The sequence below is a fragment of the Paenarthrobacter sp. NPDC089307 genome, from assembly GCF_040685055.1.
Lineage (GTDB): Bacteria > Actinomycetota > Actinomycetes > Actinomycetales > Micrococcaceae > Arthrobacter.
Genome location: NZ_JBFBHE010000006.1, coordinates 235,718 through 260,239, shown reverse-complemented (window position 1 = coordinate 260,239; position 24,522 = coordinate 235,718). Strand labels below are relative to the sequence as shown.

The window sequence follows — 24,522 nt, the reverse complement described above, 5'->3', positions numbered from 1 at the left end:
ACATTGGCCCCATGAGCCTCTAGAGTATCTAGCACATGGTTGTTTGATGGCTCAGCATCGTCACACCGTTTCCTGGGGGTGTCCTGGTCGGCTGAGAGCAAAGGAATATGGGAAATGTCGGCGGAGTCTAACTTCTCGAATGCGCGATTCATGACGGTGGCCGAAGTGGCCGACGTCCTGCGTGTTTCCAAAATGACCGTGTATCGCCTGGTCCACTCAGGGGAAATGCCAGCCGTCCGGTTTGGCCGTTCCTTCCGGGTGCCGGAGGAAGCCGTGGCACAGTACCTCAAAGGTGCCGTAGTGGACGGACAATCCGAGACTGCCTAAGGCTGCTGTGGTCCGTCCAGCGGACCGTGGTCATGGGGTACCCCTTTGAAGCGGTACTCTGTTAAGGAACGTTTTACGTCAATGTAAGAATCTGTCAGTTGTACTGTCTGCTTCCGCGGATCTGTTCCAACAGACAGGAACTTCTAGTTTGTAAGGAACTTTCGTGGGTTCAGTTATTAAGAAGCGCCGCAAGCGTATGGCCAAGAAGAAGCACCGCAAGCTGCTTCGCAAGACTCGCCACCAGCGCCGCAATAAGAAGTAGAGATACTTCATCAAGCGTGAATGCCCGTTGCCTCTCGAGGTGGCGGGCATTTTGCGTCCCGTCCCTCTCTCACATCCCGGGTGCTTGGGTGGGTCGCTCGCTCACGTTCCGGGTGCTTGGGTGGGTCGCTCGCTCATGTTCCGGGTGCTTGAGTTGGTCCCTCGCTCACGTTCCGGGTGTTTGGGTGGGTCGCTCGCTCACCCCTGGGGTCTCGCGAAACCTGCTTGCACTGAAGGGTCCACCCAACCGTTTCGCAACGCCTTCTTTATTTGCTGCGTAGCGTTGGCAAAGCCATCGGCAAGGTCGTCTTTTCCAAAGACAAGCACCGTCCAGCCGGCGGCCCGGAAGGCTTTATCCCGACGCTGATCGCTGAAGTACTGTGCCTCTTCAAGGTGATGGCCGCCGTCGTACTGGATAGCGACCCGACGCTTGCGGTATCCGAGATCTGCTGAAGGCGAGAAGGGATCGGAAAGTCGCAGCGAGACCTGAAGTTCCGGTTCGGGAAGCCCGGCGTCCAGCATCGCGAGACGCAGCATCGATTCCGGTGCCGAATCGGCCCCGACCCGCATAAGCTCGAGCGCTTCCCTGGCTCGGACAACACCTTGCAGGTTCTTATGGCGTTCCACCAAGGTGCGAAGGGCCTCAAGTGTTGTGAAGGGCGCATCCCGTTGCTCAAATTCAGGCCTTGGAATGCGAATAAGTTCGTCACCGATGCAGACGAGCTCATTCAGCGGCAGCACCCGGGCCAAGTCGAGCCAAGTCCTGGGTCTCGTGCTGATCCAAAGCCCGCGGATCAGCTCGACTTCGCCATTTTCGACCACGACAGTGTGGCCGATGACGCCTTTTCGCCGAACCGCCGGCAGACTTCTGGGTTTACTTAAGTGCAGCTCGTTTGAATCCGACAGCCACGGAGGAAGTGAAAAATTGTGAAGCTTGGCTGCTGTGACGTGGGAAATCCAAGCGCCGGGGCTGGCCGCTGACAGTGATCGGGCAGCCGCCTCGAGGTCGAAGTCCCAATCTGCGGGGCGGTAAATACCCTTACTGACAGGCTGGATGCCGATGCGGTTCCAGAGTTCCACATGGGCGAGGCCAGCTGCTTTGGCCTCCGTCAAGGTGAATGGGGCCGAACTCAGCTGAGCCGGAACGGGTATGGGAATCTGCATACCGGCATTCTTACCCAGATCGGACTCGACGCGCAGAAGTTATCCACAGGTAGGCTAGCCCTGCCTGGGACCTGATGGAGGGTTGGGTTCAAGCGCTTGGGACCTGATGGAGGGTTGGGTTCAAGCGCTTGGGACCTGATGGAGGGTTGGGTTTAAGCGCTTGGGACCTGATGGAGGGTTGGGTTTAAGCCCTTGGGTTGTGATGGAGGGTTGGGTTAGAGGCGGGGGCCGCGGAATCGTGAGAAGCCGCGCCACAGGCCGTAAACGGCACCGCCGACCGTGGCAGCTTTGAGGCCCAGAGTTGCTGCGCGGCGGCCGGAACGGAAGTCGTAAACGGGCCAGTTGTTGTCGCGGGCATGTCGCCGTAGCTTGGCATCAGGATTTATCACAACCGGGTGACCAACCATGGTCAGCAGCGGAATGTCGTTGGCCGAATCGCTGTAAGCCCAGCAGTGGTCCAGATCCAGGCCTTCGCGGTCAGCGACCAACTGGACTGCCACGGCCTTGGCGGGCCCGTGCAATATATCCCCGACCAATTTCCCTGTGTACATGCCCTCATGCACCTCCCCGACAGTCCCCAACGCTCCGGTGAGGCCGAGCCGGGTGGAAATGACCGTGGCCACTTCGATTGGCGTCGCGGTGACCAGCCAAACTTTACGGCCAACTCGGAGGTGCTGTTCGGCCAGGGCTTTGGTTCCAGGCCAGATGCGGGACTCGATCATTTCGTCGTAGACCTCTTCGCCCAGGGCTTTGATGTCATCGACGGTGATGCCGGCAGCCAGGGTCAGGGCAGAGTCCCGAACAGCATGGACGTCCTCCATGTTTTCGCCCCGCATTACGAACTTGAACTGCTTCCATGCAAAACCTGCCGCTTGCGGCAAGGTGAAGGCTTTACGTTCGTACATCTTGCGTGCCACGTGGAAAAGGCTCGCGCCCTTCATCAACGTGTTGTCGACGTCGAAGAAAGCAGCTTCACCGGTGTGCTTCTGCGCTTGGGCAGTTGCGGCAACAGCGGCGTTCTTCTCCTCGGGCATGCCTTGAGTCTAGTCAATCGCGGGTACCCCGCGTTGAGGGCGCACTGGCAGCCCGGTCGAGGGGGAGGTGGTGGAGGGTTGGCGGGAAGGGGGTGGGATGTGGTGGAGGGTTGGCGGGAAGGGGGTGGGATGTGGTGGAGGGTTGGCGGGAAGGGGGTGGGATGTGGTGGAGGGTTGGGGGCGGTTACCGTTAATCACATGGCTATTCCCGACGTCGTCCTCCTCACCAAAGCTGACTGCCACCTCTGCACGGAGGCGCGTGCCGCCGTCGAGCGCGTTACCAAGAGCCTCGGCGTGAACTGGACCGAACAGGCAATCGACGGCGACCCCCAACTTCAGGAGCGCTATGCGGAAGAGATTCCAGTGGTCCTGGTGAACGGTATTCAGCGCGATTTCTGGAAGATCGACGAGGATCGCCTGACCCGCACCTTGAAGAAAGCCCTGGCAGGCTGAGGCTGCGCTTACCCGCATGTAGTGGCTTTTGTTGAGTCCGGCCGGGGGTCATAGAGTGGAACAACAAAGCGACGCAATGGAGAATACCGTGACTGCGCTGGAACCGTCCGCGGAAGCAATATCCGGGGACAACGAACCTGCCGCCAAGCAGATCCCGCCCGCGGCTGTGGCCCGGATGACCCTCTATTTGCGCGCGCTGAACTCGCTCCTGGCCGAAGGAGTGGAGCGCGTCTCCTCCGAAGCGCTGGCAGAAGCGTCGGGCGTCAGTTCCTCAACGCTCCGCAAGGACCTTTCCTATGTCGGCTCGTACGGAACCCGTGGCGTGGGCTACGAGGTCCAGTACCTGAGCCGGCACATTGCCGCAGCCCTTGGCCTGACCCATGACTGGAAAGTGGCCATTGTCGGCGCCGGTAACCTCGGCAAGGCCCTGGCCCGGTATGGCGGCTTTGAGTCCAGGGGCTTCGACGTCGTGGCCATCTTCGACGCCGACCCCATGGTGATCGGCAACGAGGTAGGTTGGCTGCGCGTCAGCGATTCGGCCGAACTTGAGCGGGTCCTGGAACGAACGCACACAAACATGGTGGTGCTCGCACTGCCGGCCACCGTAGCGCAAGCGGTTTGCGACCGGGTCATCGCGGCTGGAATCAGGAGCATCCTGAGCTTCGCGCCGGTCCTTCTGCAGGTCCCGCCGCATGTGAACCTCCGCAAGGTGGACATGGCGACGGAACTCCAGATTCTGGCTTACCACGCACAAAGGGCGCAGACACCGGGTCAGGCTGTCTAGCCTTCGCCGGGTCCGCGCCCCTCGTGGATGTTTGCGGAACGTTGCCGCTTAGCGGCCCTGGTACGGGTTCCCGAACTGCGGCGTCTTGCGGAAGTACGGCGCCGACGCCGGCAGGTACAGCAGGATGATTCCTACGATGCCAAGAATGGCTGCCAGTGATGCCAGGCTCGGCGGCAGCAGGAAGAAGATGGAGAGCGCAGCAAGGACCGTGCCAAGGATACGTGCCCAGTTCCGGCCCTTGCGGACGTTGATGGCCACGAGGGCGTACAAACCGGCACCGATTACTCCGAGCGCAACCATGACGGCGACGATGAAGCCTTGGACGTCTTGGAAACGGACATCTGCGCCGCCGCTGGCCGACATCTGGTCCTCGAACATGCTCCTGAAGGAGGGGTCGTTCAACGCTGCCATGGAAATGATGATGGAGATGAGCCAGATGGCCCCCGCTCCGACAATCAACCAGAACGCGGTGTTGACCATCTGGGGAACAGTGGACGGCCCGGGCTGCTGGCTTGGCCAGTTGGTGTCCTGCCCGTACTGGGGTGCTTGGCCATAAGGCGATGCACCGGGCTGCCCGTACTGGGGCGCTGCCGGGGGCTGGGACTGCTGGCCGTACTGGGGCGCTGCAGGCTGCCCGTACTGCGGTGCTGCCGGGGGCTGGGACTGCTGGCCGTACTGAGGCGCCGAGGGCTGGCCGTACTGCGGGGCGGGCTGGCCGCCGGGCTGCTCGGACTGGTTGGAGTCGCCCGGGTTCGACGGCGGGTATGGAGGGTTGCTCATGGCATTCCTTTGCTTGTTCGACTGCAGGTACGGCCGCCGGGATCAGCAAAGTGACCCTGCCCCCAGCGTGGTTCTGCTTCCACCGTACCCCCGGGGTCCCGCACCGTTGCCTACCACACGCAGGAATTTCAAGAGGGCGGGGAAAATCATCATGTGGGCGTACTTCTTCATGATGAAGGCCGCGGGAATCCTTGGGGATCCGGCCGCGGCCTTCCGCTCAACGCGCTCCTAGACGAAGTGTTTTTGGGATTCGGGGAGCCACATCATCACTGCGGCAGCAATTGCAGCTGCTGAACTGAGCAATGACAGGTTGAGGGTGATGAGGAGGAAGAGCAACGAGAGGACAGCGAACCCGCCCAAAATGGTCAGAACCAGCCGGGCCCAGCGCGCTCCCTCCTTGAGGCGGATGGCGATGAACACGTACACGGCGGCTATCACCAAGCTGAAGACAAAGTTGAAGATGCCCGTCCCGATGGACAAGGCTCCGAAGTAGTCGCGGTAGATGAAGATGTTGGCGAAGTTGGCGATGATGCCCAACACCGCCGCAGCGATCCAGAGCCAGTAGGAGGTGGTGAGTGTCTTCGGAACGCCCGTGGTGTCACGGAACCTTTGTGCGATGTTGTTGAAGTCCAAACCGAAGACGTTGCGGGGCGGGGCGTTGTAGCCCAGGCCGGCGGGCGGTGCGGGATTCGGCCCGGCGGGCGCGGCGTACGCGGGTTGGCCGGGTTGCTGATAAGAAGGGGGCTGCTGGTAGGCAGGGGGCTGCTGGTAACCCTGCTGGTCCGGGTAACCCGGCTGTCCTTGGTAACCGCCGGGCGGAACGGTGCCGCCCTGTGGTGGCTGGTAACCGGCGGGGGGTTGGTAGCCCGCAGGAGGAACATTGCCTGGCTGCGGTGGCTGGGCGCCGGGCTGCTGTGGCTGTGGTGCTTCATCTGGGGTACTCATGGCATCACTGTAGACCGCAGGTTGAAGGTTGCATAGGAAATTCGGAGCCAACTCGCAGCTAAATACAGGGTGTTTGCCGAACAATATCGGGGTGACTCATGTGTATGCGAAACGGCGCCCCTGCAGCACCAGGCTGAACAGGGACGCCGTCCGGGGTGTTGTGGAATCAGGCAGCTGCCGGAGCGATGAACGCGAGCTCCAGGTTGATGACAACCTTGTCGCTGACCAGGACGCCACCGGCCTCGAGAACTGCGTTCCAGGTGAGGCCGAAGTCCTTGCGGCTGATGGTGGTTTCACCCGAGACGCCTGCGCGGGTGTTGCCGAACGGGTCAACTGCAACACCGTTGAACTCGGTCTCGATGGAAACTTCCTTGGTCACGCCCTTGATTGTGAGATCGCCCACGAGGTCGAAGCTGTTTCCGTTGGCCTTGACGTGGCGGGAGACGAAGGTGATTTCCGGGAACTTCTCCACATCGAAGAAGTCTTCGCCCTTGACGTGGCCATCGCGGTTGACGTCGCCGGAATCGAAGCTGGCGGTCTGGATGGTGGCGTTGACCTTGGAGTCGGCCAGGGTTTCGCCAACTTCGAGGGTGGCTGCAGCGTCCTTGAACTGGCCGCGGACCTTGCTGATGCCTGCGTGGCGAACGGTGAAGCCGATTTCGCTGTGGGAAGCGTCGAGGGTCCAGGTGCCGGTGGTGACGGAAGCGGGAAGGGTCATCATGGTTGTTGCTCCTATGTAGTGGAAGGTACTGCGTGCTTGCCCGGTTGAAACCAATTGCTTGAAGCGTCAACCGAGCTTCGTATCCAGTATAAACATGCATATGCATCTTTTATTCCAACTCCGCGGAACATTTCGGGAAATTTTTGAGTTCTACTTGCGGTAGAAGATTTCGGATCGCCCCGCTTCTTTGAGAAACTGGTAAACATGCCCCAAGCAACTGTCCATCTGCTTCGCCATGGCGAGGTCCATAATCCCGACGGCGTCCTCTACGGTCGACTGCCGGAATTCCACCTCTCTGAGCGCGGCCGGGAGATGGCCCGGATGCTGGCCGACCACTTCGTTGCCCGTGCCGGCCAAGGTGCCAAAATCGTCCACCTGGTTGCCTCACCCCTGACCCGCGCCCAGGAAACGGCCATGCCGACGGCGGAAGCGCTGAACCTTCAGATCACCATCGAACCGCGCATCATTGAAGCCGAGAACCACTTCCAGGGACTCCACCCCACCAAAAGCGAATTCCTGAAGCCCAAGCACTGGTTGTACTTCCGGAATCCGATGCGCCCGTCGTGGGGCGAACCCTATAAAGAGCAGGCCGCGCGTGTCCTGGCGGCAGTTGAAGATGCCCGGGTAAAGGCGATCGAACTGGGCGGGGACGGCGCCGAGGCCATCCTGGTCAGCCACCAGCTTCCCATTTGGTCGACCCGGCTGACTGCAGAAGGACGACGCCTGGCGCACGATCCCCGCAAGCGCGAATGCACCCTGACATCGCTTACGTCCCTGACGCTCGATGACGACGGCAAGATCATCCGGGTCGAGTACAGCGAACCCGCTGCCGCACTGCTTCCCGGTGCGGCGAGCACTCCGGGGGCATAGGAAAACATGGACAACAACCTTTCACGCCGCGGCGTTCTTACTGCCGGGGGCGTCCTGCTTGCCGGACTGACCATGGGGCTTTCCGCGTGCGCGCAAAAGGACTCCCTTGCGGAGCAGGCGAAGGCAGGCGATAACAAGAACTACGTGGCCGGAGACGGATCGGTCACGGAGTTCGCCAAGGCTGACCGTGCGGCGCCCGTAGTCCTCAAGGGCACGCTGTTCAACGGCGCGGAGGTAAAACCCGAGGACCTAAAGGGCAAGGTCACGGTGCTGAACTTCTGGTTCGCAGCCTGCGCTCCCTGCCGTATCGAAGCTCCCCAGCTCGAAGCCCTGCACCAGGAGTACAAGGACCAGGGAGTCCAGTTCTTCGGAGTGAACCTTCGCGACGAGAAGGCCACCGCTGAAGCCTTCGACAAGACGTTCAACCTCACCTACCCGAGCTTCAACGACAAGGACGGGTCGGTGCTCCTTTCCGTGTCTGGCATCGTCCCACCAGGAGCCGTGCCCACAACCCTGGTCCTGGACAAGGAAGGCAAAGTTGCCTCCCGCGTGCTCGGGGAGATCGAAAAGGGCACTTTGAAGGCCCTCATCAGCTCCGCAGTGGCCGAGTAGTCGCCGTGAACAGTCCTTTCGCCGAAACGATCCTCAACGGTTCCCTGCTGCTGGCTGTGCCGGTGGCATTGCTGGCCGGGCTGGTCTCGTTCCTCTCGCCGTGCGTGCTCCCCCTGGTCCCCGGTTACCTGGGCTACGTGACCGGGCTGACCGGCGTCGACCTTCAGAAGCAGCGGCGGGGCCGCATGCTGGCGGGTATCGGACTGTTCGTCCTGGGGTTCTCGGCGATCTTCGTGCTCCTGGGCGGCGCCTTCGGCCAGCTCGGCACGCTGCTGACCGGGCCGCAGAACGCCTGGATCACCCAGTTGTTGGGGGTCCTGGTGATCGTCATGGGCGTCGTGTTCATGGGTGGTTTCGGCTGGTTGCAGCGTGACGCCAAGATCCATGCGAAGCCGCCGGCCGGCCTGTGGGGTGCACCGCTCCTGGGACTGACCTTCGGCCTGGGCTGGGCACCCTGCATCGGCCCGACCTACTCCGCGGTACAGTTGCTGAGCTTGTCCGGAGGGTCCTCGGCCGCCAAGGGAGCGCTCTTGGCGTTCATTTACAGCCTTGGCTTGGGCATCCCGTTCCTCCTGATTGCCTTGGCTGTCCGCCGGGGCATGGGAGTGATGTCCTTCTTCCGCAAGCACCGGCTCGCTATCCAGCGGATTGGTGGAGGCATCCTGATTTTGCTGGGCATCCTGATGGCCACCGGTGTGTGGGGCCACTGGGTGACCGAGTTGCAGTACTGGTTCCAAAACGACGTGAAGTTGCCAATCTGATGAGCGAGTCCGTGAAAGCCAAGAAGAAGTCACCCTCCGCCGGCAGCACCAAGGCAGCGGAAGGAAAACTCCAGCAGGCCAAGTCCGACGCCGCGGTACCCGTGCTCGGATTCAAAGGCATGCTCCGGTGGGCCTGGACCCAGCTGACAAGCATGCGGACGGCGCTGTTCCTGCTGCTCCTGCTCGCCGTGGGTGCCGTGCCGGGTTCGTTGTTTCCGCAGCGCGCCGCCAACCCCGTTACCGTCACGGAGTGGATCAAGAACAACCCCGCCACGGGGCCGTTCCTGGACGCCCTCCAGATGTTCGATGTCTACTCGTCCGCCTGGTTCTCGGCCATCTACATCCTGCTGTTCATCTCCCTGATCGGCTGCGTCACTCCCCGCGCCATCGCGCACTACAAGGCCATGAAGTCGCAGCCTCCGCGCACCCCCAAGCGCCTTTCGCGCCTTCCGGAGTACGGCACCTTGGCGCTGCCCGCCGACGCCGGGATCCCGGCGTCGAAAGCCATCAACGATGCCGCCGGGCTGCTCAAGAAGCGCGGCTACCGCGTTGAAGTACGGGACGTCGACGGCGCCCTGCCGTCCTTGGGTGCCGAGCGCGGCTTCCTGAAGGAAGTGGGCAACCTGGTGTTCCACACCTCGTTGATCGGCGTGCTGGTGTCCGTGGCCATCGGCGGCCTTTTCGGATACAGCGGCCAGCGCATCCTGGTGGAGGGCGAAACGTTCGTGAACACCCTGGTGGGCTACGACCAGTTCACGCCGGGGACCAACTTCCAGAGCAGCTCGCTCCAGCCGTACTCCCTCCGGTTGGACAAGTTCCAAGCCACCTTCGACCGGGAGTCGCCCAAGAAGACCGGCCAGCCTATCGATTACACGGCCGAGGTCACCACCAAGGAAAACCCGGACGCCCCCGAGCAGAAGGAAGTCCTGAAGGTCAACGACCCCGTTTCCTTGGGCGGAACCAGCCTGTACCTCACCGGCAACGGCTACGCACCCGTGGTCACTGTCCGCGATGGCGATGGCAATGTGGCCTTCCAAGGGCCCGTCACGGCGAAGGTCCAGGGCGCCAACTACTACTCTTCAGTGGTCATCAAGGTCCCGGACGGCAAGCCCGAGCAACTCGGTTTCAACGGCTTCTTCCTGCCCACGGCCTTCGAATCCGAGCAAGGAATCTCCTACAGCGCCGACCCTGCATTGGCCAATCCGCAGTTGAACCTGGATTCCTACTACGGCGACCTCGGGCTGGATGACGGAGCGCCGCAAAATGTCTTCGAACTGGACGTCAGGAACCTCACCCAGCTGAACGGGCGGAAGCTCGAAGCGGGTGGCATCGTGTTGGGTCTGGGCCAGACCGCAACGCTGCCCGAAGGCAAGGGAAGTATTAGCTTCGACAGCGTCAAGAAGTACATCGGCGTGGACATCCACCACAACCCCGGCCAGCTGTACGCCCTCATTTTCGGCCTGCTGGCTGTGGGCGGCCTGATGGTTTCCCTCTACGTCAACCGCCGCCGTGTCTGGGTCCGCACCGGAACGCATGAGGATGGACGCACGATGGTGGAGTACGGCCTGCTGGCACGCGGCGAAGACCACCGCCTCGCCGGCGAAGCAGCAGCACTGCGTGAAATCCTTGCCCGCGAATGGAACATCCCGGAATCCCCGGAGCCACCACGAACCGTCTCTTCCTCAACCTCGAAGGACCAGTAATGCCAGCCATCAACGAAACCCTGGGCCAGTACAGCGAGCTGTTCATGCTGTTGGCCGCCGGCACGTATACCGTGGCGTTCATCGCCTTTGCCTGGGATCTGGCGAAGAGCAGCAAAACCTTCCAGGCGGTGGACCTGAGGGCCGCTGCCAGCTCCACCAGCGAAAAGGTGAGCGTTGCCGCCGGTCGCGTTGGAGCTGCGTTGTCAGGTCCCGACGCCGGTGGGCCGGCCGGCCGGGCCGAGCGTCCGACGTCGGGCCTCACCTATGCGGGCGGAACCGCCGCGGGCGACATGCGGTACACAGCCGAACGACGCGTCCCCGCTCGTGTTGCGGTGGCCCTGACGGTTCTTGGTGTCCTGATCCACGGCGCCGGAGTGGTGACGCGCGCCCTGGGTGCCGGCCGTGTGCCGTGGGGCAACATGTACGAGTTCCTCACCACGGGTGCGTTCGTTGCCGTGGCGGTCTTCCTCGTCACCCTGATCCGCCGCGACCTGAGGTTCCTGGGCACGTTCGTCCTGGGCCTGGCCATCATCATGCTGGTGGCTGCCTCGGTATCCTTCTGGACCCCGGTGGGCCACCTTGTTCCCGCGTTGCAGAGCTACTGGCTGATCATCCACGTTTCCATCGCGGTCCTGTCATCTGCGCTGTTCACCCTGACTTTCGCCATGTCCGTCCTGCAGCTGCTGCAGTCGTACCGGCAGAAGAACCTGGCCGCCGGGCGCAAGGACAACCTCGCTTTCATGCGGGTGGTTCCCAACGCGCTGAGCCTGGAGAACCTGTCCTACCGCATCAACGCGATCGCCTTCATCGGCTGGACGTTTACGCTCATGTTCGGTGCCATCTGGGCCGAGAAGGCGTGGGGCCGGTTCTGGGGCTGGGATCCGAAGGAAGTCTGGACGTTCGTCATCTGGGTTGTCTACGCAGGCTACTTGCACGCCCGGGCCACGCGTGGCTGGACGGGAACCCGGGCAGCCTGGTTGTCAATCGTCGGCTATGCCTGCGTCATCATCAACTTCACGCTGGTAAATACAGTTTTCAACGGCCTGCATTCCTACTCCGGGCTCTAGGCCGCTTGCTGGGCCATGCGTGCCTACTTCAGCTCGTCGGTATCATGCGTGTCCGGCTCACCGCGTTTGGCGTCCCCTGAGCCGAATCCCTTGCCCTCGCTGCTGCCATCGGATGACTTGTCCCGAAGCTTGCGTTCCTTGGCCTCAAGGTCCGCCTTGAGTTTTTTCAGGCGGTCCTCTTCGGCTTGGTTGCGGCGGCGGGTTTCAAGGTTGCGGAGGAACTCGGGGTCGTCGTCGGGCGCCGTGGGGTGACGCCTGACGGGTGCGGCGGTGGGTTTGTTGTAGGGGCGGCCGAAGATGAACCACAGGACGGCGCCCAGCACCGGCAGGACGATCATCACAATGATCCATGCGGTCTTCGAAATGCCACGCGTCTGGTGGCGGTCCGTCCGTATGACGTCCACCAGGGCATAGACGAAGACAACCAGGACGACGACGACGCCTATAACGCGGAGCATGCATCAAGTCTAGTGCCCGGAGGCCGTTCGCTGGACTGCCTGTTTTGGCCGTGATCAGAGTGCAACGATCCGGGCGGCTAAACTTGGATGGTGGCTTTCCTGAAGTATTCCCTCATTCGTCTGGCGCTGTTCGTGCCGTTGTTCGTGCTGTTCGCCTTCCTGGGGGTTGGCTGGATCCTGGCAGTTGTCTTTGCAGGACTGATCGCGTTCGCCATCAGCTACTTGTTCTTCCAGAAACAGCGCGACGCCGCCACGGCCGCCATGCGCGAACGTTTCTCCGGGCGGGCCAAGCCCATCCGCTCCGCCGGCGAGGTTGAAGACGCCGAAGCTGAGGACAGCCTGGTTGAGAAGAACCCGGACATTGCCGTCAACAACGACAAGCGCCCCGGCACGGCCTAGGAGTTTTTGTACAGCTAACGCCCTTAAGAAGGCTTCTTAAGGGCGTTAGCTGTACAAAAACCTAGAAGCCGTGGCTCAGAATCAGGCCCAGCGAGAACAGCACGCTGTAGCCGAGGTTGATCAGGCCGGTCTGCTTGAGCACCGGGATCAGGCTCTTGCGCTTCTTTCCGTTAACCATCAGCCAGGCGGGCATGAGGCACGCGGGGATCAGCAGGAGCACGATCAACATCCACGGCTTGGTCGGCGCCAGGACAATCACCAGCAGGATGGCGACGGCCAGCATCAGCACGTAGCTTTCCCGTGCGTGCCGGTCGCCCAAACGTACCGCCAGGGTCCGCTTTCCGGCCGCGGTGTCCGTGGGGATGTCCCGGACGTTGTTGGCCATCAGCAGCGCGCAGGCGATCAGGCCGGTGCCGATCGCACCGATCACCGCAGCCAGGCTGACCTGTCCTGCTTGCGTGTACGTGGTGCCCAGCGTGGCAACCAATCCGAAGAACACGAAGACAAACACGTCGCCCAGGCCCATGTACCCGTAAGGGTTCTTGCCGCCGGTGTAACCCCACGCCGCCAGGACGCAGCCGATGCCCACCAGGATCAGCCACCACGTCTGGGTAATGATCACAAGGATCAAGCCGCACAGCATGGCTGCACCAAACAGGGCAAAGGCGGCCCACTTCACCTGTTCCGGCCGCGCTGCTCCGGAACCCACCAAACGCAGCGGGCCGACACGGTCCTCGTCGGTTCCGCGGATGCCGTCAGAGTAGTCGTTGGCGTAGTTGACCCCGATTTGGAGTAGAAGCGCAACAAGCGCCGCCAGGATCGCGTTTGGCAGCCGGAAAGCCTGGAGCTCGTACGCCGCAGCCGAACCGATCAGGACGGGCGCAATTGCCGCGGGCAGGGTGCGGAGCCGGGCTCCTTGGATCCATTGTGCAGCTGTCGCCACGTGTAGTACCTCGTGTGTTTCGCGTTTGATCTCAGTGGGGGAAGAACTTGTCTATTGTCCCTGATGCAGATTGGAAAGAAGCTCAATCATGGCCAGCCTGTCCGGCTTGCCGTTGGGCAGCATCAGCAATTCCTTCTCGGCGAGGACGGTTTTCGGGGCCAGGACGCCCAAAGCGGCTTCCCGTCGGGCCGTGAAACCCTTGATGCCCTCGGGGCTGGGATCGTCCACGGCCACGTAGGCCGCAACAGCCTGGCCCCACTCGCGCGACGGTACGCCGGCCACGAAAGCCGCGTTGACGCCGTCGAGCGCTTCCAGCTTGCTTTGGATGAAAGCGGCGGAGGCCTTGATGCCGCCGGTGATGATGACGTCGTCGGCGCGGCCCAGCACGGTCAGCTTGCCGTCGTCGCTCAGCTCGCCGAGGTCGCCGGTGACGTACCAGCGTGTGCCGTCCTCCTCGAAGAACGCGTTCTCGGATGTTCCTGCGCCATCCAGGTAGCCCGCCGCCACGGTATCGCCACCCAGCAGGACCCGGCCTTCCAGCTCGCCCTCACCAATCCGGACCTCGACGCCGTCCAGTGGCTCGCCGTCGTAAACGCACCCTCCGCACGTCTCGGCCGAGCCGTAGGTGGTGACGACTTTCAGGCCTTCCGCGTGTGCTGCAGCCAGGAGCTCCGCCGAAGCGGGGGCGCCGCCCAGCAGGATCGCGTTGAAGCGGCGCAGCACGGCGAGGGTTTCGGGCGCGGGGGAGTCCAGCAGCCGCTGAAGTTGCGTAGGTACCAAGGAGGTGAATCGGATCTTGTCCGTCAGTTCCTCCGCTGCGGCGGTAAAGGCCTCGGGCGTGAAGCCGTTCGACTGGTCCATCACCCACGGACGCGTTCCAGCGTAGAGCGAGCGGACCAAAACCTGCGCACCTGCCACGTATTGCAGGGGGAGCGCCAGCAGCCACTGGCCTTCTCCCCGCAGTGCCATGGCGGTGGCCACGGACGACGCCGCGAGGGCGTCAATGGTCAGGACTGTTGCCTTGGGCGTCCCGGTGGAACCGGAGGTCCGGACCACCAGGGCTGCGTCCTCGACGCCGGTCTCCACCGGGACTGCCTGGGGCTCGCCGTTGCCGCCGATGACTATTTCGACGGCGGGGCCCTCGCCGTGGAGGGCAGCCATCAGTGCTTTCAGGACAGGATCGACGTTCACAGGGTAGTCCTAGAAGTAGTAGGGGAAGCTGGACCAGTCGGGGTCGCGCTTCTGGAGGAACGCTTCCTTGCCCTCAACGGCCTCGTCGGTCATGTAGGCCAACCGGGTGGCTTCGCCGGCGAAGACCTGCTGCCCGGCCAAGCCGTCATCGGCCAGGTTGAACGCGAACTTGAGCATGCGGATGGCCTGCGGGGACTGGCGGGCGATGTCCGCGGCGTACTCCAGGGCCACTTCTTCCAGTCGCTCGTGGTCCACTGCCTCGTTCACGGCGCCCATTCTGACCATGTCCTCCGCGGAATATTCGCGGGCAAGGAAGAAGATTTCCCGCGCGGCTTTCTGCCCGATCTGGCGAGCCAGCAGCGCAGAGCCGTATCCGGCGTCGAAACTTCCCACCGTGGCGTCCGTCTGCTTGAACTTGCCGTGCTGGCGGGACGCGATGGTGAGGTCGCTGACGACGTGCAGGGAGTGCCCGCCGCCTGCCGCCCAACCGTTGACGACGGCGATGACCACCTTGGGCATGGTCCGCATCAGGCGCTGGACTTCAAGGATGTGGAGGCGGCCGGCGCGGGCAGGGTCGATAAATTCAGCGGACTCGCCCGCTGCGCCTTCCACTTGATAGCGGTAGCCGTCCCGCCCACGGATCCGCTGGTCTCCGCCGGAACAGAAGGAGTGTCCGCCGTCCTTTTCCGAAGGCCCGTTGCCGGTGAGCAGGACGGTGGCGACATCGGGGGTCATGCGGGCATGGTCCATGGCCCGGTAGAGCTCGTCGACTGTGCCCGGGCGGAACGCATTTCGGACCTCGGGCCGGTTGAAGGCGATGCGGACCGTGGGGAGGTCCTTGACCGTGCCGTCCGCTGAACGCTCGACTTGCCGGTGGTACGTCATGTCCTTGAAGTCATCGAAGCCGGAAACTGTGCGCCAGCGCGAGGGGTCAAAGATGTCGGAAACCTTGGCAGGGAGATCGTTGTTCACATACCGAGTCTAGTAATGGCCTTAGCTGATGCAGAACTCGTTGCCTTCCGGGTCCGCCATGGTGTGCCATTCGTGGGGTCCCTGGCTGGCTGTCCAGAGGTGCGTGGCGCCGCGGGCTTCCAATTCCTTGCGGACCACGTCCTTGTCCCGGCCGGCCAGGCGGACGTCCCAGTGGACGCGGTTCTTCACGGTTTTCTCGTTGGGGTCTGTCTGGAACAGGATGCGCCGTCCGGTGGTGGGGTCTGTGTCGCCTGCCGGGATGATCGCGCAGCCCTCGGCCCAGACCAGCTTTCCGTTGTGCGTGATGGTCTGGTCTTCGCTGGCGAAACCTTGCTCGATCATGGAGCGGATGAACGCCTCGTCCTGGGGCTCGACAACCCATTCGAGCGTTTCGGCCCACCAATCGGCGAGGTCGTGGGGCTTCTTGCAGTCCACTACTACCTGGATGTTGAGTGTCATGCACCCAAAGCTATTCCGACGGCGGGTGGCAGGGTAGGGCTTTGCGGTCACTTTCCGTCCGGATTACCCAACTGCTACCTAGTTGGGGAGGAGCTCCGGTGGAACGGCGTAGATCAGGACCACTGCCATGAGGTTCTTGGCGGCGTGCACGAAGTAGGAGAACATCAGGTTCTTCCCCGTCCATACATAGACGGCGACCAGCACCGTGGCCATCCCCAAATAGGGGGCCAGGGCGGACAGCACCAGGCCTTCGCGGCCCATCACATGGATGGAAGCGAACACCAGCACCGAAACCACGCAGCAGATCCAGATGTTCACGTGTTGTGACAACTTGCCGATGAGGAGGTGCCGGAACAGGTACTCCTCAACGAACGGTCCCAGGACCACCAACAACGGGACCATGAGCCAGGCCGGAACGTGTTGCAAAAGTCCCTGGATGCCCAGTTGGTTCTCGGAACTCTGGGCGGTCCCAAAGGCTGCGACAAGCAGGGCCGTGAGGATGAGCATCACCACGATCGCGAGGGGAACCATGCCCAGCGTGAACCACGGCCTGGTGCCCAGGATCTTCAGGTCCCGGCCCACCACCCGCCAGGCTGAGGCCACGGCGAATATTCCGACGCCGGCATAGAAGATTGCGTTGACGGCATAGGAGGCGGTGGCCGGGTCGGGAAACAGCCGAAGCATCAGCCGTTCGACAGCTTCGCCGCTGACGGTGAAGTAGGCGGTGAACCCGAGATAGACGGCTACGGCAATGGCGTCCAGGGCGGTGAATCTGTACAAAGATGCCTTGGTGTGAAGAGTGCCCATGTGACCAGCCTAGCTTCGCCGGACCCGTGGGCCGGAGTGGGCGGTATCAGGATTGGCCGCTCAAGGTCAGGGTGATAAGGACACAGTTCAGTCCGACAATCAGGGTGGCGCTGGTCCAGCCCGCGATCCGCAATAGCGGGGAATCCGCGTGCGGACCCATGACGTCCTTCTTGCCGGTAAGCCGGATCAGGGGGATCAACGCGAACGGGATGCCGAAGCTGAGCAATACCTGGCTCAGGACCAGCGCGAGGGTCGGTTCAATGCCCGCGCCCAGGACGATCAGGGCAGGAATGAGCGTGATGACCCGGCGGGCAAGCAACGGGATGCGGACCTTGAGGAGACCGCCCATGATGGTGGCGCCGGCGTAGCAACCTACCGATGTGGATGCCAGCCCGGACGCCAGGAGGCCGATGGCGAACACCACTCCGATCGCGGGACCCAGGGCTGAGGTGACGGCCGCGTGAGCTCCGGCGATCGTGTCTGTTCCTTCGATGCCTCGCAGGCTCGAAGCTGCGAGCAGGAGCATCGAAATGTTGACCACTCCTGCCAGCAGGAGGGCGCCCACAACGTCCGTGCGGGTGGCGCGGATCAGCCGGGTCCGGATGGCGGGGTCAGGCGAGAAGCCGTGCCGGTCGCGGGCAAGGGCCGAGTGGAGGTAGATGGCGTGTGGCATCACGGTGGCTCCGAGCATGCTCGCCGCCAGGAGGATGGTGTCCGTGCCTTCAAAGCGGGGAACCAGGCCGCCAAGGGCGCTCCCTGCGTCCGGGGGATTGACGAACAGTCCGGACACGAAGCCCACTGCGATGATCCCCAGGAGCACCAGGATTGCGTACTCAAAGGAGCGCTGGCCCCGTTGGGACTGCAACGCCAGCAGCAGCATGGAGGCGACGCCGACGATCACTCCGCCGGCGAGCAGCGGTAGTCCGAACAACAGGTTGAGGGCAACGGCCCCGCCGATTACCTCGGCCATGTCTGTGGCCCCGGCGACGATTTCGGCTTGGGCCCAGTAGAGGCGCCGGCGTTTGGTACCCAGCCGCTTTCCCAGGATTTCCGGAAGGCTCATCCCCGTGGCGAGGCCGAGCTTGGCGGATTGGTACTGCACCAGGACTGCCATGGCGTTCGCAACCACCAGGACCCAGACCAGCAGGTAGCCGTAGTTGGCACCGGCAGTGAGGTTGGCTGCGACGTTCCCTGGATCCACGTAGGCGATGGCAGCCACGAAGGCTGGTCCGAGCAGCAGGAGCCGGGACCATACTCTGCCGGGTGTGGCACGTTTTTCCAGGGTGGGTGTAGCCATCGGGGTTCCTCGTCGTTGGGGGTTCTCATTACGAGGATAGCGAAATTTAGGCATACCGAAAAGTTTTATTTAGGCCATCCATTTGAGAGTCCCTGGAGAACTGCAACGCGGGGTCAGATATGGCCCATGTTCACCCTCCGGATGGGCCAAATCTGACCCCGCGTTGCTCTTAACGAGGGGCGTCCTGTTGCCTGCGTCACGGGCTCCGCGTCACATGCCGTAAGATAGACGGGTTGCGCGAAGCTTCGGCGTTCTGCGTTCTTTGTCACACTTCGGGGCCCTCAAAGCAGGAAAGCTCGAATTATGTGTGCCAAAGCCGCCCGTGTTCCGGCACTGGGCGAAACCCCTACAGCAATACCCCAACCCACAAGGAACAGCTGTGCCGCAAAGTACTCCCACAGATCTCAAGAGCCAGACGGCCTCAACCACCGCCGTCGGTTCCTCCCTCAGCGCCGAGGGTTACAAGAAGACCCTGAGCCGCCGCCACGTCACCATGATCGCCATGGGTGGCGCCATCGGCGTCGGCCTCTTCATGGGTGCCGGTGGCCGCCTGGCCTCCACCGGCCCGGCCCTGATCTTCTCCTACGCCATTGCCGGCGTCATCGCCTACCTGCTGATGCGCGCCCTGGGCGAACTCATCATGTACCGCCAGACCTCCGGCTCCTTCGTGAGCTACGCCGGCGAGATGTTCGGCAAGAAGGGCGCCTTCCTCTCCGGTTGGATGTACTTCATCAACTGGGCCATGACGGGCATCGCCGAGCTCATCGCGATCGGCCTGTACTTCCAGTTCTTCTTCCCGAACGTCCCGATTGAACTGTCCGCCATCGCAGCATTGGTGCTGCTGGTGGCCGTGAACCTCTTCAGCGTCAAGGCGTTCGGCGAATTCGAATTCTGGGCATCCTGCCTCAAGGTCGCGGCAATCGTGATCTTCCTGGCCGTGGGCACCTTCATGGTGGTCACCAACGCCAAGGTAGGTGCGGGCCACGCCTCAGTTGCCAACCTCTTCCACGAAGACGGCGGCATGTTCCCCAAGGGCGGCCTGGTAATGATCCTGGTCCTCAACGCCGTGATCTTCGCCTACAACGCCATCGAACTCGTTGGCATCACCGCAGGTGAGATGGAGAACCCGGAACGCGAAGTTCCCAAGGCGATCCGCGCCGTCGTGATCCGTATCGTCGTCTTCTACGTCGGTTCCGTGACGCTGCTCGCCATGCTGCTGCCCTCGGACCAGTACGTGGCCGGCACCTCGCCGTTCGTTACGGTATTCGGCCAGATGGGCCTGGGCTGGATGGGCGATGTCATGAACATGATCGTCATCACCGCAGCGCTGTCCTCCTGCAACTCGGGCCTGTACTCGATCGGTCGCATCTTCCGGACCATGGCCAACAACGGCCACGCACCGCAGTGGCTCACCAAGATGTCTTCCCGCCACGTGCCGTACGCGGCCATCCTGGCCATCGGCGGCGTGTACCTCGTGGGCATCCTGCTGAACATCTGGCTGGGCGGCTCGCACGCGTTCGACCTCGCGCTGAACACGGCCTCCATCGGTGTCATCTTCACGTGGGGCTCCATCTTCGCCAGCCAGATTGCGCTGCGGAAGAAGCACGGCCGGGTCTCCAGCCTCCCCATGCCCGGTTCGCCGTGGACCAGCTGGTTGGGTCTGGTTGCGCTGCTGGCCATCACCGTGCTGATCGGCTTCGACACCATGACCGACAAGGCAACGGGGGAGGTCTTCCTGCTGGGCCTCTGGACCCTGGCCACCATTCCGTTCTTCGCTCTGGTGCTGTGGCTTGGCTGGCAGAAGGTCAAGAACAACCAGCCTAAGAGTGAGCTTTACAGCTGACGCTCCAGGCTGCGTAAGCGCTCGACGGCGGGTGCCTCCTTGGGTGATTGATTCACCTTGAGGGGGCGCCCGCCGTTTTTGTGTCGACCATTCAGTCCTTCAGGTGTTTCGCGAAATGTTCTTCGATACGCCGCCAGGCTTCGGGAGCGGCTGCCGGGTCGGGTTTGATCCCCATCACCCGCATGAGCGGCCTCAGCGGCCTGGGCCCTATGGGCGCGTCATTCATGAAGGCGTGGCCCGCCGTCGGAAATTCCTTGACGTCGTGCTCGATGCCGAGGTCGGTGAGGGCTTTTTCCAGCTTTGCCGCGGCTCCTGGCAGGGTGCGGTCCTTGCCGCCATAGTTGGCGACCATGGGACAGGCGCCTTGAAGCGCGCTGTGCAGGTCACGGGGCAGTTGGCCGTAGTTGACGGATGCTGCGTCAAAGCCATCGTTGGCGGCGAGCAAGGCGAAAGCCCCGCCCATGCAAAAGCCGATCACGCCAACTTTTCCGGTGGATCTTTCGTCATCGCGGAGCCAGGCCCTGGCCGTTGAAATGTCCGTAAAGGCCCGCCCCTCGCCGGAAAGCACGGACCGCATCGTCGCTACGAGGCACCGCCTGGCGCCGCCGTCACTGTAGAGGTCCACCGCGAGGGTCAGGTAGCCTGCCGCGGCCATCCGGTCCGCGTTGCGGCGCATGACGTCGTCCAGCCCGAAGGCTTCGTGGATCATCACCACGCCCGGGAAAGGCCCTGCTCCATTGGGGACGGCCAGGTATCCCTTGAGTGCTGATGAGCCCCCGGCAGCCCTGCTCTTGACGCTCAGATCGATGGTGACCATGGGTTGGCCTTTCACTGTGGTTTCAGCGGACGGCAATCTTTTGTCAGTGGCCGGGGATAGGCTCGAACCATGGAACTACCCCCTACTTTGACGCAGCATATCAACGCCGGACCGGGAAAGGTTTGCCCCGGCATGCCGGGCCTTCGGCAGCAATCCGGGAAGGTGGCGGCGCTCTGATGGCGGCTGCAAAGGTTGCGGCCCCCAAGATCTCCCCGGTGCGGCTGGAGGAACTGCGCGACGACGACGCCCCGGACTTCCAGCGTGGTGAAAGGTACGACGGCGTCCGGCTCACCCGTGTCTCGGCTGACGGCGAGGAACTCAGTGGCGCGGATTTTATTGAGTGCGAGTTCAATGGGGTGTCCTTCAACGAGGCCCAACTGCGCGGGGCAACGTTCCGTGAGTGCGTTTTCGCTGAGCCGTACGCGCCCGTCTTCACGGCCGCGCGTACATCCTGGCAGGACGTTGAGATTACCAACCCCCGGTGGGGTTCAGCCGAACTTTATGAGGGGACCTGGCGGTCTGTCCGAATCGACGGCGGCAAGTTGGACTACGTGAACCTGCGTGGCTCCAAGCTCATGGATGTCCAGATTTCGGATTGCATCATCAACGAACTCGACCTCGGTGGTTGCACGGGGACGCGGGTGGCTTTGAAGAACTGCACCATCGGTACCTTGGACGTCACGGGCGCCAAGCTCAAGGACGTGGACCTGCGGACCACGGAGTTCCGCGGCGTCAATGGCCTGGCAGGGCTTGCCGGAGCGGTTATTGATGACTATCAGTTGAGCCTCATGGCGCCCTTGCTGGCCGGGCATTTGGGAATCCGGGTGGTCTAAGCGGCGGTGTGGGACGGTCCGGCGGAGAGCTTCATCTGTTGACCGTCCCGCTGGGCCGTGTAATCTTTATAGAACGAACGGTCGGTATATTATTCCGTGCCGGTCCCTTTCACTTTCGCGAAGGATGTTCTCATGGTCGAGGCTTTTCTTGTTGGCGGCGCCCGCACGCCTGTAGGTCGCTACGGTGGGGCGCTGTCCTCCGTCCGCCCGGATGACCTGGCAGCGTTGGTGGTCCGGGAAGCAGTGGCGCGTGCCCGCGTCGATCCCGACTCCATTGATGAGGTCATCCTCGGCAACGCCAACGGCGCCGGTGAGGAAAACCGCAATGTGGCGCGCATGGCAACGCTTCTTGCTGGACTTCCCCTCCACATCCCCGGCATCACGGTCAACAGGCTTTGCGCCTCGGGGCTGAGTGCGATCATCATGGCCAGCCAGATGATCAAGTCGGGCGCTGCGGACATCGTGGTTGCCGGTGGCGTCGAGTCGATGAGCCGTGCGCCTTGGGTCCAGGAAAAGCCCGCCACGGCGTTCGCCAAACCGGGCCAGATTTTCGACACCTCCATCGGCTGGCGCTTCACCAACCCGCTGTTCAGCAAGGGTGAGCTCTCCCGTGACGGCAAGATGACCTACTCCATGCCCGAAACGGCCGAGGAAGTGGGCCGTGTGGACAACATTTCCCGCGAGGACGCGGATGCGTTTGCCGTCCGCTCCCATGAGCGCGCGCTCGCTGCCATTGCCGGGGGCCGGTTCAAGGACGAGATCGTCCCCGTCACGGTCAAGACCCGCAAGTCCGAGACCGTCGTCGACACCGATGAAGGCCCGCGCGAAGGCACCACCATGGACGTCCTGGCAGGCCTTCGGCCTGTCGTTCCGGGCGGCTCCGTGGTGACCGCAGGCAACTCCTCAAGCCTTAACGATGGCGCGTCGGCCATCATCGTCGCCTCCGAGGCCGCCATCAAGAAGTTCGGCCTCACCCCGCGCGCCCGCATCATCGACGGCGCATCGGCTGGTTGCGAGCCCGAAATCATGGGCATCGGCCCGGTCCCCGCCACGCAGAAGGTCCTGGCACGCACCGGCCTCTCCGTCGACCAGCTCGGTGCGGTGGAACTCAACGAGGCATTTGCGACCCAGTCCCTGGCCAGCATGCGCCGCCTCGGATTGGACCCGGAAATCGTCAACAACGACGGCGGCGCCATCAGTTTGGGACACCCGCTCGGTTCCAGCGGCTCGCGGATCGCCATCACGCTGCTGGGCCGGATGGAACGGGAACTGGCCTCGGCCAACGGACCGAAGCTTGGCCTGGCGACCATGTGCATCGGCGTCGGGCAGGGCACCGCAATGCTGCTGGAAGGCGTGTAATGGCACTGAATCCCGAAGACTTCACAGCGCTCCTGATCGAGGAACGCGAAGACCGGCTCATCGTCCTCCTGAACCGGCCCGAGGTCCGCAACGCGATCGACCAGGCGATGGTGGATGAGCTCCACGCCGTCTGCGCCGAGTTGGAACGCAATCCCAAAGTGCTAATCATCGCAGGAACCGATGGGGTGTTTGCTTCAGGCGCAGACATTGGACAGCTGCGTGAACGTCGCCGGGACGATGCTTTGCAGGGGATCAATTCCACGATCTTTGTCCGCATCGCCAAGCTGCCCATGCCGGTCATTGCGGCCCTGGATGGATATTGCCTCGGTGGGGGAGCCGAGCTCGCTTATGCCGCCGACTTCCGGATCGGCACCCCGGCCGTCCGGATCGGAAACCCGGAGACCGGCCTGGGCATTCTGGCCGCGGCCGGTGCCACCTGGCGCCTCAAGGAACTCGTCGGTGAGCCCAAGGCCAAGGAAATACTTTTGGCCGGGGCCGTGCTGCGGGCCGAGGAAGCGCTCCGGATCAACCTCATCACAGGGATTTACGAGGCACCTGAGCTTATGGAGGCCGCGCATGCCTTGGCGGACCGGATTGCCCGCCAGGACCCGATGGCCGTGCGCATCACCAAATCGGTGTTCCACGCACCGGCCGATGCCCACCCCCTGATTGACACCCTGGCCCAGGGAATCCTCTTTGAGTCCCAGGCCAAGTTCGACCGTATGCAGGCTTTTCTCGATAAGAAGTCAGCCAAGGACGCAGACGCCCCGGCGCAGGACAGGACACAGAAATGACAGCAGTACCCACCATCCCGCACGTCGTCGGTGTCCTTGGCGGAGGCCGGATGGGTGCCGGGATTGCCCATGCCTTCCTCACCAAGGGTGCCACGGTCATCGTGGTGGAGCGCGATCATGAGGCAGCAGCGGGTGCCCACACCCGCGTGGCTGACGCCGTGGCAAAATCCGCGGCCCGCGGCACGCTCAGTGAAACAACTGAAGAGGCAATGTCCCGTTTCAGTACCTCCACTGATTACGAGTCCTTCATCCACTGCGGCCTTGTGGTGGAAGCTGTCCCCGAAGACTTCGATCTCAAGGTCACGGCGCTCAAAGCCGTGGAGGACCACCTGTCTGCCGAGGCGTTCCTGGCCTCGAACACGTCATCGTTGTCTGTGACAGGACTCGCCAATGAACTCCGCAGGCCCGCCAACTTCGTCGGTCTTCACTTCTTCAACCCGGTGCCCGCTTCAACCCTCATCGAAGTGGTGCTGGCCAAGGAGACCTCTCCCGAACTCGCTGTTGCGGCGAAGAACTGGACGGAGGCACTCGGCAAGACCGCCGTCGTCGTCAATGACGCTCCTGGTTTTGCCTCCTCAAGGCTGGGCGTGGCCATTGCCCTGGAAGCGATGCGCATGGTCGAGGAAGGCGTAGCCTCCGCGGAAGACATCGATGCCGCGATGGTCCTGGGCTACAAGCACCCTACGGGTCCGCTGAAAACTACCGACATTGTGGGGCTGGACGTCCGGCTTGGCATCGCCGAGTACCTGCACTCCACGCTGGGTGAACGTTTTGCGCCGCCGCAGATCCTTCGTGACAAAGTGGCGCGGGGAGAACTCGGCCGCAAAACGGGCAAGGGTTTCTTCGACTGGAACGACTAAGCCCCGCA

At 62.8% G+C, this 24,522-nt stretch carries 28 protein-coding genes; 15 read left to right on the top strand and 13 right to left on the bottom strand.

The window, feature by feature from the left end:
- Positions 1 to 114 precede the first annotated feature (114 nt).
- Both AB0N72_RS16610 and AB0N72_RS16605 read left to right on the top strand, forming a co-directional pair.
- Entirely contained in the window at positions 115 to 327 is a 213-nt protein-coding gene (locus AB0N72_RS16610) for a helix-turn-helix domain-containing protein (protein ID WP_363932850.1), read from the top strand.
- 163 nt (positions 328 to 490) lie between these two features.
- Positions 491 to 589 carry an AURKAIP1/COX24 domain-containing protein gene (locus AB0N72_RS16605; RefSeq protein ID WP_003792170.1) on the top strand — a complete coding sequence of 33 codons (99 nt, stop codon included), beginning with the start codon at positions 491 to 493 and terminating at the stop codon, positions 587 to 589.
- Positions 590 to 786: 197 nt separating this feature from the next.
- On the opposite strand, the gene AB0N72_RS16600 is transcribed toward AB0N72_RS16605, so the two are convergent.
- Positions 787 to 1,752: a DUF559 domain-containing protein gene (locus tag AB0N72_RS16600; protein ID WP_363932853.1), complete on the bottom strand. Its 966-nt coding sequence runs from the start codon at positions 1,750 to 1,752 to the stop codon at positions 787 to 789.
- Positions 1,753 to 1,967: 215 nt separating this feature from the next.
- Entirely contained in the window at positions 1,968 to 2,786 is an 819-nt protein-coding gene (locus AB0N72_RS16595; protein WP_363932855.1) for an HAD-IB family hydrolase, read from the bottom strand.
- Between the two features lie 198 nt (positions 2,787 to 2,984).
- On the opposite strand from AB0N72_RS16595, the gene AB0N72_RS16590 reads away from it, so the two are divergent.
- Together AB0N72_RS16590 and AB0N72_RS16585 are read left to right on the top strand one after the other, a co-directional pair.
- Positions 2,985 to 3,239: a glutaredoxin family protein gene (locus tag AB0N72_RS16590; protein WP_363932857.1), complete on the top strand. Its 255-nt coding sequence runs from the start codon at positions 2,985 to 2,987 to the stop codon at positions 3,237 to 3,239.
- A gap of 76 nt (positions 3,240 to 3,315) precedes the next feature.
- Complete coding sequence (locus tag AB0N72_RS16585) at positions 3,316 to 4,023, top strand: redox-sensing transcriptional repressor Rex (protein WP_281452685.1); 708 nt, start codon at positions 3,316 to 3,318, stop codon at positions 4,021 to 4,023.
- A 48-nt stretch (positions 4,024 to 4,071) separates the two neighbouring features.
- Here AB0N72_RS16585 and AB0N72_RS16580 read toward each other — a convergent pair whose 3' ends face one another.
- From AB0N72_RS16580 to AB0N72_RS16570, 3 genes are all read right to left on the bottom strand, one after another.
- Entirely contained in the window at positions 4,072 to 4,803 is a 732-nt protein-coding gene (locus AB0N72_RS16580) for a hypothetical protein (protein ID WP_363932860.1), read from the bottom strand.
- Positions 4,804 to 5,031: 228 nt separating this feature from the next.
- Positions 5,032 to 5,748, bottom strand: a complete 717-nt coding sequence (locus AB0N72_RS16575) for a hypothetical protein (protein WP_363932862.1) — start codon at positions 5,746 to 5,748, stop codon at positions 5,032 to 5,034.
- Between the two features lie 166 nt (positions 5,749 to 5,914).
- On the bottom strand, positions 5,915 to 6,466 hold the full coding sequence (locus tag AB0N72_RS16570; protein WP_144659655.1) for a YceI family protein: 552 nt from the start codon (positions 6,464 to 6,466) through the stop codon (positions 5,915 to 5,917).
- A 207-nt stretch (positions 6,467 to 6,673) separates the two neighbouring features.
- Here AB0N72_RS16570 and AB0N72_RS16565 point away from each other — a divergent pair, with 207 nt between their 5' ends.
- From AB0N72_RS16565 to ccsB, 5 genes are read left to right on the top strand one after another with little or no spacing between them, the layout of a single operon-like run.
- Entirely contained in the window at positions 6,674 to 7,339 is a 666-nt protein-coding gene (locus AB0N72_RS16565; protein ID WP_363932865.1) for a histidine phosphatase family protein, read from the top strand.
- 6 nt (positions 7,340 to 7,345) lie between these two features.
- Positions 7,346 to 7,951: a TlpA disulfide reductase family protein gene (locus AB0N72_RS16560; protein WP_363932867.1), complete on the top strand. Its 606-nt coding sequence runs from the start codon at positions 7,346 to 7,348 to the stop codon at positions 7,949 to 7,951.
- Positions 7,952 to 7,956: 5 nt separating this feature from the next.
- Entirely contained in the window at positions 7,957 to 8,712 is a 756-nt protein-coding gene (locus tag AB0N72_RS16555) for a cytochrome c biogenesis CcdA family protein (RefSeq protein ID WP_363932869.1), read from the top strand.
- Positions 8,712 to 10,415, top strand: a complete 1,704-nt coding sequence (locus AB0N72_RS16550) for a cytochrome c biogenesis protein ResB (RefSeq protein ID WP_363932871.1) — start codon at positions 8,712 to 8,714, stop codon at positions 10,413 to 10,415. Before AB0N72_RS16555 ends, AB0N72_RS16550 begins: the two co-directional genes overlap by 1 nt.
- Positions 10,415 to 11,482 carry a c-type cytochrome biogenesis protein CcsB gene (gene ccsB, locus AB0N72_RS16545; RefSeq protein WP_363932873.1) on the top strand — a complete coding sequence of 356 codons (1,068 nt, stop codon included), beginning with the start codon at positions 10,415 to 10,417 and terminating at the stop codon, positions 11,480 to 11,482. Before AB0N72_RS16550 ends, ccsB begins: the two co-directional genes overlap by 1 nt.
- Positions 11,483 to 11,505: 23 nt before the next feature.
- Here ccsB and AB0N72_RS16540 read toward each other — a convergent pair whose 3' ends face one another.
- The gene (locus AB0N72_RS16540) at positions 11,506 to 11,940 is read right to left on the bottom strand and encodes a PLD nuclease N-terminal domain-containing protein (protein WP_363932876.1); all 435 of its coding nucleotides are present in this window, start codon (positions 11,938 to 11,940) and stop codon (positions 11,506 to 11,508) included.
- An 87-nt stretch (positions 11,941 to 12,027) separates the two neighbouring features.
- On the opposite strand from AB0N72_RS16540, the gene AB0N72_RS16535 reads away from it, so the two are divergent.
- Positions 12,028 to 12,339, top strand: coding sequence for a DUF4229 domain-containing protein (locus AB0N72_RS16535; RefSeq protein WP_363932879.1), 312 nt, complete (start codon positions 12,028 to 12,030; stop codon positions 12,337 to 12,339).
- Positions 12,340 to 12,400: 61 nt separating this feature from the next.
- Here AB0N72_RS16535 and AB0N72_RS16530 read toward each other — a convergent pair whose 3' ends face one another.
- The 6 genes from AB0N72_RS16530 to AB0N72_RS16505 all read right to left on the bottom strand — a co-directional run bounded on the left by AB0N72_RS16530 (position 12,401) and on the right by AB0N72_RS16505 (position 18,008).
- The gene (locus tag AB0N72_RS16530) at positions 12,401 to 13,282 is read right to left on the bottom strand and encodes a 1,4-dihydroxy-2-naphthoate polyprenyltransferase (RefSeq protein ID WP_363932882.1); all 882 of its coding nucleotides are present in this window, start codon (positions 13,280 to 13,282) and stop codon (positions 12,401 to 12,403) included.
- Between the two features lie 51 nt (positions 13,283 to 13,333).
- The gene (locus tag AB0N72_RS16525; RefSeq protein WP_363932885.1) at positions 13,334 to 14,473 is read right to left on the bottom strand and encodes an AMP-binding protein; all 1,140 of its coding nucleotides are present in this window, start codon (positions 14,471 to 14,473) and stop codon (positions 13,334 to 13,336) included.
- A gap of 9 nt (positions 14,474 to 14,482) precedes the next feature.
- A complete protein-coding gene (locus AB0N72_RS16520) occupies positions 14,483 to 15,445 on the bottom strand; it encodes a 1,4-dihydroxy-2-naphthoyl-CoA synthase (RefSeq protein ID WP_363932888.1) in 963 nt (320 codons plus the stop codon).
- A gap of 21 nt (positions 15,446 to 15,466) precedes the next feature.
- Positions 15,467 to 15,904: a VOC family protein gene (locus tag AB0N72_RS16515; RefSeq protein ID WP_363932891.1), complete on the bottom strand. Its 438-nt coding sequence runs from the start codon at positions 15,902 to 15,904 to the stop codon at positions 15,467 to 15,469.
- Between the two features lie 78 nt (positions 15,905 to 15,982).
- Positions 15,983 to 16,711 (bottom strand): lysostaphin resistance A-like protein, encoded by a 729-nt coding sequence (locus AB0N72_RS16510; RefSeq protein WP_363932894.1) that lies wholly within the window; start codon positions 16,709 to 16,711, stop codon positions 15,983 to 15,985.
- Between the two features lie 46 nt (positions 16,712 to 16,757).
- Positions 16,758 to 18,008 carry an Nramp family divalent metal transporter gene (locus AB0N72_RS16505; protein ID WP_363932897.1) on the bottom strand — a complete coding sequence of 417 codons (1,251 nt, stop codon included), beginning with the start codon at positions 18,006 to 18,008 and terminating at the stop codon, positions 16,758 to 16,760.
- Positions 18,009 to 18,387: 379 nt separating this feature from the next.
- On the opposite strand from AB0N72_RS16505, the gene AB0N72_RS16500 reads away from it, so the two are divergent.
- Positions 18,388 to 19,851 (top strand): amino acid permease, encoded by a 1,464-nt coding sequence (locus AB0N72_RS16500; protein WP_363932900.1) that lies wholly within the window; start codon positions 18,388 to 18,390, stop codon positions 19,849 to 19,851.
- A gap of 91 nt (positions 19,852 to 19,942) precedes the next feature.
- Here the strand turns inward: AB0N72_RS16500 and AB0N72_RS16495 are convergent, their stop codons facing one another.
- Positions 19,943 to 20,668, bottom strand: a complete 726-nt coding sequence (locus tag AB0N72_RS16495) for a dienelactone hydrolase family protein (protein WP_363932902.1) — start codon at positions 20,666 to 20,668, stop codon at positions 19,943 to 19,945.
- Between the two features lie 176 nt (positions 20,669 to 20,844).
- Here AB0N72_RS16495 and AB0N72_RS16490 point away from each other — a divergent pair, with 176 nt between their 5' ends.
- The 4 genes from AB0N72_RS16490 to AB0N72_RS16475 all read left to right on the top strand — a co-directional run bounded on the left by AB0N72_RS16490 (position 20,845) and on the right by AB0N72_RS16475 (position 24,514).
- A complete protein-coding gene (locus AB0N72_RS16490; RefSeq protein ID WP_363932904.1) occupies positions 20,845 to 21,501 on the top strand; it encodes a pentapeptide repeat-containing protein in 657 nt (218 codons plus the stop codon).
- 132 nt (positions 21,502 to 21,633) lie between these two features.
- A complete protein-coding gene (locus tag AB0N72_RS16485; protein WP_363932907.1) occupies positions 21,634 to 22,860 on the top strand; it encodes an acetyl-CoA C-acyltransferase in 1,227 nt (408 codons plus the stop codon).
- Positions 22,860 to 23,654: an enoyl-CoA hydratase/isomerase family protein gene (locus tag AB0N72_RS16480; protein ID WP_363932909.1), complete on the top strand. Its 795-nt coding sequence runs from the start codon at positions 22,860 to 22,862 to the stop codon at positions 23,652 to 23,654. Before AB0N72_RS16485 ends, AB0N72_RS16480 begins: the two co-directional genes overlap by 1 nt.
- Positions 23,651 to 24,514, top strand: a complete 864-nt coding sequence (locus AB0N72_RS16475; protein WP_363932912.1) for a 3-hydroxyacyl-CoA dehydrogenase family protein — start codon at positions 23,651 to 23,653, stop codon at positions 24,512 to 24,514. Before AB0N72_RS16480 ends, AB0N72_RS16475 begins: the two co-directional genes overlap by 4 nt.
- The last annotated feature ends 8 nt before the right edge of the window (positions 24,515 to 24,522 follow it).